We start from the raw sequence: 7025 nt of genomic DNA on the forward strand, positions 1-7025 counted from the left end.
CTTCCCTCCGCCGAGGCCTGTGTGACCGCCCTGATCGCCTATATCCGCGAGGGTCGTGATGCGTGAAATCGTGCTGGATACGGAAACAACGGGGTTTGAGCCGACCGAAGGCGACCGGATCGTTGAAATCGGCGCGGTCGAACTGTTCAACCACATGCCGACCGGGCGCACCTACCACCAATACATCAACCCGCAGCGCGCGATGCCGAACGCCGCCTTTGAAGTGCATGGACTGGGCGATGATTTCCTGCGCGACAAGCCGCTGTTTCGCGACATCGCACAGGCGTTTATGAATTTTATCGGCAACGACAAGCTGGTGATCCACAACGCCAGCTTTGACATGAAATTCCTGAACCACGAACTTGCCGCAGCAGGTTTACCCAAACTCCCCGCCAACCAGGCATTGGACACGCTGGCCATTGCCCGTCAGAAATTCCCAGGCTCCCCTGCGTCTCTTGATGCGTTGTGTCGCCGCTTCGGTGTCGACAACTCCGGACGTGAGAAACACGGCGCACTTCTGGACAGTGAGATCCTGGCGGAGGTTTATCTTGAATTGATCGGCGGTCGGCAACCCGATTTCGCGCTGGCACCCGCAACGGGAAAAGCTGAGATGGATGCACGGGGCGATGCTGAATGGCGCGCGCAACCACGGCCGACCCCGTTGCCGCCACGATTGACCGAAGCTGAGGAGCAGGCCCATGCACTGTTCATCGAAAAGCTGGGCGCTGCGGCAATCTGGACCAAACGGCAATAGAAAAAAGACCGGACCGAGCGCCCGGCCTTTCATCTTAAACAATCGTGCCTCAGGAAACCTGCTGGGTTGCCTTCTGCTCTTCCATCCGGCGCGCAATTTCTGCGCGATAAAGTGCAAGGAAATCAACGGTGTCGATGTTGAGCGGCGGAAAGCCACCGTCGCGCGTCACGTCCGAAATAATGCGGCGCACATAGGGAAACAACATGCGCGGGCATTCGATCAACAGGAACGGATGCAACTGGTCTTCCGGCACACCTTCAACGTGGAAAATACCACCGTAATCGACCTCTACGATGAACAGCGTCTCATCGTTCGCCTTGTTCTTGGAGGTGACGCGGAACTTTGTGATCACCTCGAACTGGTTGTCGGCCGAACGTTTGCGGGCATCAAGACTGACGGCAACCTGCGTATCTGGCTGAACATTATCGCCTTGCAGGCCGCGCTGTGCGACAGCGTTCTCAAAGGACAGATCGCGGATGAACTGCCCCAAAACCTGCATCTTTACCTGTTCGTTTGGCTGGCCGACGGCGGTCGCATCGGCTCCATTTGTTTCGGTCATTGATTGTCTCCCAAAAAATCATTGCGAATTATGTAGCAGGTCAGACAGGGGGCCTCAATGCTTCGTCCAGCCGGAGGGACGCTTGTTTTCGGGGTTGTTTACGGGCTGATCCGGTGTGATTTCGGAAAATTCACCATCAATGACGCTATCTTCGCGGTAGGGTGACCTCGGCTGCGCCGTCGGGCTGAATATCGTGACGCGCGAAGCGACATGCGCGATGATCATCCGCCGAACCGCTGGCACCAACAGCAAAAAGCCGATGGCATCGGTGAAAAACCCCGGCGTCAGGAGTAAAATCCCTGCCAGCAGGATCAAAGCGCCATGCGCCAGCGGGGATACCGGGTCGCGCATCTGCGTCATGGAACCGCGCAATTCTTCCAGCACCTTCAAGCCTTGCCAGCGTACCAGGAAAGTGCCGATGACACCGGTTGCAATCACGATTGCCAGCGTCGGCCACAGCGTCAGCCACCCACCCACGGTGATGAAAAGCCCGATTTCGATCAACGGAACGATGATGAAGACCAGCAAAAGCCACATCTCTTTGCTTCCTCTCCCGGTTTCCCGGCAATTTCTTTGCATGTCGGGCGGTAGACTCGGCCCCATTCACGCCCTACATAAGAACGAACGGGTGTGAGACCAACACCCAAATCCATTCGGGGTGATCACCAGTCCCGATATCCTGAGGGCCGATATGAACTCTTCGTTGATCCAACTTCTTGTTTTGGCTGGAATTGCTGTATTCCTGATCCTGAAGCTGAAAAGCGTTCTCGGGACAAGGGAAGGTTTTGAAAAACCGCCGATCCCGCTGGATGACCAGAAGCCGCGCGTTCGCAAAGGCTTTGAGGTGATTGAGGGGGGACCGGATCACGATATCGTGGATCACGTCGATGAAGGCAGTTCCGCCGCGAAGGCATTGGCCGCGATGAAAGCCGCAGAGCCGAGTTTTTCAGTAGGGGAATTTCTGGGCGGCGCGCGGGGTGCTTATGAAATGATCCTGACAGCGTTCGAGAAGGGCGAGATGGAGCGGATCAAGCCATTCCTCGCGCCCGATGTATATGAGAGTTTTTCATCTGCGGTCGCTGCTCGCGAAGCCCAAGGGCTGACGATAACGGCGAATTTCATCGGCATCCGCGAACTTGTCCTGCAAGATGCAGAGTTTGACAGTACGACGCGCGAAGGGGACATTTCGGTCCGTTTCGTCGCGGAGTTGAATTCCGTGGTGCGTAACAAGGTCGGTGAAGTTGTCGAAGGCAGCCCGACCGAGATCAAGCGCCAGCGCGATGTCTGGACCTTTTCGCGCCAGATGGGGTCGTCCGACCCGAACTGGCTGCTGGCTGCCACCGGGGATTGATGCGTGTCGCGGCCCGCCTTTTCGCATGGGTCGCCGTGCCAATGCTGGCTTTGGGTCTGACCATGGGTTCCGCTGCGGCGCAGATGCTGGATTTCTCCGATCTGGACGGCTGGCGGCAGGATGATCATCGCGCGGCACTTGCGACTTTCCTCGATACATGTTCGTTGCTGACCGACCCGGACTGGACGCCGATTTGTCGCGTTGCCCCGCAAGCGATGAAATCAGAAAGCACCGCGCGCAGCTTTTTCGAAATGCTGTTCCGACCGGTGATGGTGGGCGAACCGCCTGCGCTGTTCACCGGATACTATGAACCGGAACTGACTGGCTCCTTGGTGCAGACCCCGCGTTTTTCCTTTCCGCTCTATGCCCGCCCGCCTGAAGTGCGTGACGGTGAGCAATGGCTGGACCGCAGCGCTATTGAGACCTCCGGTGCCTTGCGCGGTCGCGGGCTGGAGATTGTCTGGCTGGAAGACCGGGTGGAGGTGTTCTTTCTGCAAGTTCAGGGCTCCGGGCGAATCCGTCTGGCCAATGGTGGTGTGCTGCGTGTCGGCTACGGTGGCCGCAACGGTCATCCCTATCGTTCGGTTGGTAAGGAATTGGTGCGGCTTGGCATCATGGGGGAGCATGATGTTTCCGCCCAAGGTATCAAGGCATGGGTTCGGTCTAACCCCGGTCGCGGTGCAGCGATGTTGCGGCATAACCCATCTTTTGTGTTTTTCCGTCGCTTGCCGGATTTGCCACCGGAAAAGGGCCCGATCGGTGCGATGGGTCGCTCAATCACCACCATGCGCAGCCTCGCCGTTGATCCGGCCTTCACCCCGTTGGGCGCACCAATCTGGCTGGAGAAGAATGGCCGCGCGCCGATACGGCGTCTGATGATCGCGCAGGATACCGGGGGCGCGATCAAAGGCGCGCAGCGCGCTGACATCTTTTACGGCACCGGGGCGCAAGCGGGCGAAAATGCCGGCGCGATCAAGGACAGTGGCCGCATGGTTCTTTTGTTGCCCATTGAGCGGGCCTTCGCTGTGCTGGAGGCGGAGTAGATGGCCCGCCGACGCGGCTTGCGCCCGGAGGAGGAGGCGCTTTGGAAGGTCGTCGCGCGAACCACGACGCCAATGCACGCTCAGATCTATCCCCGAAAGCCGGAAGTAACCGTGGAACCGCCCCCGACACCTGTTGTGATACCACCTGCACACACGCCAATCATGCCGTTCCGTTTAGGCGAACGGCCCGCCGCTCCAAAGCCGCAAACCGCAGCGCCATCTTCGCTGCAAATGGATGCAAAAGCCTTTGCAAAGCTGACCCGTGGCAGGTTGGCGCCCGACGCGCGGATTGACTTGCATGGCATGACCTTGGCGGAGGCGCATCCAGAATTGATCCGGTTTCTACTCAACGCCCACGCGGCGGGGTTGCGGCTGGTGCTGGTGATCACAGGTAAAGGCAAGCCGGGTCAAAATATTGGCCATTTCCCGCAGCGCAGCGGGGTCTTGCGCCAACAGGTGCCGCATTGGTTGCGCCAGCCGCCACTTGGTCCTGCGATCCTGCAAGTGACCGAGGCGCATTTGCGGCACGGTGGCAGCGGCGCGTTTTATGTCTATCTACGCCGCAGCCGCTAACGCGATTTGCGCCGTCCGGACCGGCACCAGCATCACCAGAATGGCGAAGACAAAAGACAGTGCGAAACCGTAAAGCTGCGTCTCAAACCCCACGCCGCGATCAATCAACCAGCCGGTAACGCCGGGACCGAGCGCCGATCCAAGCACCATCAGCGCCGCGACGGCCGATTTGATCGAGCCCAGATGCCTCGTGCCATAAAACTCTGCCCAGACGGCGTTGAGGATGGTGGATTGTCCACCCCCTGCCATTCCCATCAGCATCACACCCGCAGCCGTCCATCCCAGCGTCGGCGCGTAGGCATGCAGACTGAAGCCCGCGACGAGCGGCAGCAGATAGATCGGCAACAGCCGCACCGCGCCAAACCGGTCAATCGCCCAACCATAGATCACGGTGAACACGCCGAATGTGACGGTGCCAAGTGGAAAGACCGCCACAAGCGACAGGTGGTTCCAGCCCTTGATCGCCGCGAAGTGCACCTGATGGAACCAGAACGCCGTCCCGAATGCGGGAAAGAGCATCAGCGCCGGAGTCAGTGACCAGAACAGCGGATGGCGCAACACTTGCGCGCGCGTCCAATGGCGCTGCCCGATCCCCAGGGTGGAGGAGCTCTCGGCCGCTTGCTGCGGAGTGCGCTCCAACCGCAACAGGCGATACAGGACGGGCAAGCAGGCGAGGCAGAACAGCCCGGCAACAACCCAAAGATGATGCCAGTCGAAATGTGATTTCAACCAGACAAAGCTGAGCGGCATCAGCGCCTCAGCAGACATCACGCCCAGCGTTGCAATCGCCAGCGCGCGCCCCCTTGTTGCAATAAACCACCGCGCCATGGCAACCAGCGCGACATGGCTGGTCATCCCTTGCCCGGCAAATCGCAACGCAAAGATCACCAGCGGCAAGGCAGCGGCCCACGGATTGAACGCCATGGCAAAGCAGGCGAGCGCCAGCATCAGCACGACCGCAACGCCCAAAACCCGCACGCGGAACCGATCCGCCAGCCCACCTGCAAACACCATCACAAAGGCCGAAAGCCCGGTCCCGGCCATATATATAAGGCCCCAATCGCCATTGCTCAGCCCAAAGGCTTCGCGGATTTCACCCCCGAAAACGGAAATCAGAAAAGTTTGCCCGAACCCGGACAGGAAGGACAGCAATGCTCCCGTCGCCAGAAAGGCGCTGTTGTCACGGACAAAGGCAAGAACCGGAGATTTCATCGCATGTTGATGGGCGCAAAACGTGATGAATGGAAGCCCCTGAGTCAGAACGATCCAACAAGACGCGGATCGACCATTAATGGCGAGGTTTTTTCATCCGCTTGGGGCGATTTCCCTCCCGCGGCTCTGGCTCATAAATATCTGCAAGTACATCTAAAGTTGATCGAGAATGACATAGGAGCCTGCTGGAAGTCCCGACTTCCTTGAGGGAGGGAAAGAATACCCGAGGCACGCATTGTGGCCGGTTTCTCGGCTTGCTGGCTTCGGGCAGGAACGAGGTGGAGGAGGCGTACCATGTAAAGGTGCCCTCGCCTTCGCCACCGCACCTTTTGCTAAAACAGTATTGGCTTTGTGGGAGGGTGCAGGGCGGGCCGATCGGCCATTGGATGGATATCCTGCGGGATACGCAGGAAGTAGCGGCGGGTGCAGACCGATGACCATTCTCGGTCAGGGTGGGTTCAAGCATCAGGGGTCGTCTCCAGCCCTCACCGATGTGGCGCCAAACAAATCGGACGGGGTGCGATCATTGTGAACAACGTTGATTCAGCCGTCTGAGTGGTGCGACACGACACAAAGAGGGCCGCAACGAACGGCGCAATGGTATTGATCCGCAGTTTTGCGTTATATTGCTATAACCCGGCGCAAATATCCCGGCGCAATCGTTCGGTCGCGCGTATGATTCGAGCGGGCTTATACAAGGTGAGACACATGGACGACGCATATTTTCTGTATCACTCGATCGGCCAGTATCCCGGCAAGGCCGAAGGTATCGCGCAGGCGATGAGTGAGTTCGGGCAGGTTTGGGGGGCTGCCAATGATGCGCAATGGGGCTATGTCCTGACCAAGCGCGCCGCGTTTCTCGACCGCTGGCGCGCAATCATTTCTGCCCCCGAAGCCAGCGTGACCAGTACCGAAAATGTGACCCAAGCCGTTCACATGCTGATTACCGCGCTGCCACCGGAACGGCTGAAAGGCAAGCGTGTCCTGGTTGGTGCGGATTGCTTTCCGTCCAACCATTTCCTGTTGTCCAAGTTGCAGGAGCGTCTTGGCTTCACCCTTGATACCGTGCCAATGCGCCAGGGTGCGAGCTGGGTGGAGGATGAGGATTTCATCAGCCATTGGGGTCCGGATGTTGCGGTGGCGCTGCTGACATGGGTTTCCTCGACCAGTTCTCACCGGATTGATCTGGAAACCATGGTCGCGCACGGACGCCGTAAGGGCAGTGTCATCGGTGTCGATATCACTCAGGGCGCTGGGCTGCTGCCCTTCGATGTGAATGCGCCTGTGATTGATTTCGCCGTCACCACCAGCCTGAAATGGATGTGCGGCACCCCCGGCGCGGGTATCCTCTATGTCAGCCCAAAGCTGATCGCAGAATGTTCGCCGGAGTTGCGCGGCTGGTTCAGTCAGCCCGACCCGTTCAACTGGGCGTTAGACAGTTTCACCCTTGCCCCGGATATCCGGCGGTTTGACAATGGCACCCCCGGTTGCATGGCCGCCCTCGCCTCCCTCCCGGCGCTCGACTGGCACGCC

At 59.0% G+C, this 7025-nt stretch carries 8 protein-coding genes; 5 read left to right on the top strand and 3 right to left on the bottom strand.

The annotated features are described in order from the left end of the window. Positions 1-58: 58 nt before the first annotated feature. On the top strand, positions 59-754 hold the full coding sequence (dnaQ, locus tag L0H65_RS11495; RefSeq protein WP_301459147.1) for a DNA polymerase III subunit epsilon: 696 nt from the start codon (positions 59-61) through the stop codon (positions 752-754). Between the two features lie 49 nt (positions 755-803). Here dnaQ and secB read toward each other — a convergent pair whose 3' ends face one another. Beyond that, the gene (secB, locus tag L0H65_RS11500) at positions 804-1313 is read right to left on the bottom strand and encodes a protein-export chaperone SecB (RefSeq protein WP_301459148.1); all 510 of its coding nucleotides are present in this window, start codon (positions 1311-1313) and stop codon (positions 804-806) included. 54 nt (positions 1314-1367) lie between these two features. After that, on the bottom strand, positions 1368-1850 hold the full coding sequence (locus L0H65_RS11505; RefSeq protein ID WP_301459149.1) for an FxsA family protein: 483 nt from the start codon (positions 1848-1850) through the stop codon (positions 1368-1370). Between the two features lie 154 nt (positions 1851-2004). Between L0H65_RS11505 and L0H65_RS11510 the strand changes: the two genes are divergently transcribed. The 3 genes from L0H65_RS11510 to L0H65_RS11520 are packed head-to-tail and all read left to right on the top strand — an operon-like array spanning position 2005 to position 4280. Next, the gene (locus L0H65_RS11510) at positions 2005-2664 is read left to right on the top strand and encodes a Tim44/TimA family putative adaptor protein (RefSeq protein ID WP_301459150.1); all 660 of its coding nucleotides are present in this window, start codon (positions 2005-2007) and stop codon (positions 2662-2664) included. 41 nt (positions 2665-2705) lie between these two features. Then, positions 2706-3707: a murein transglycosylase A gene (locus L0H65_RS11515; protein WP_301459154.1), complete on the top strand. Its 1002-nt coding sequence runs from the start codon at positions 2706-2708 to the stop codon at positions 3705-3707. Further along, positions 3708-4280, top strand: coding sequence for a Smr/MutS family protein (locus L0H65_RS11520; protein WP_301459151.1), 573 nt, complete (start codon positions 3708-3710; stop codon positions 4278-4280). Here the strand turns inward: L0H65_RS11520 and L0H65_RS11525 are convergent. Further along, positions 4263-5492 (bottom strand): MFS transporter, encoded by a 1230-nt coding sequence (locus L0H65_RS11525; RefSeq protein WP_301459152.1) that lies wholly within the window; start codon positions 5490-5492, stop codon positions 4263-4265. The two genes, L0H65_RS11520 and L0H65_RS11525, sit on opposite strands and share 18 nt — an antisense overlap. Before the next feature lie 708 nt (positions 5493-6200). On the opposite strand from L0H65_RS11525, the gene L0H65_RS11530 reads away from it, so the two are divergent. Next, a partial coding sequence (locus L0H65_RS11530) for an aminotransferase class V-fold PLP-dependent enzyme (protein ID WP_301459153.1) occupies positions 6201-7025 on the top strand: 825 nt, incomplete at its 3' end.

The sequence above is a fragment of the Pseudorhodobacter sp. genome (assembly GCF_030452865.1).
GTDB lineage: Bacteria > Pseudomonadota > Alphaproteobacteria > Rhodobacterales > Rhodobacteraceae > Pseudorhodobacter.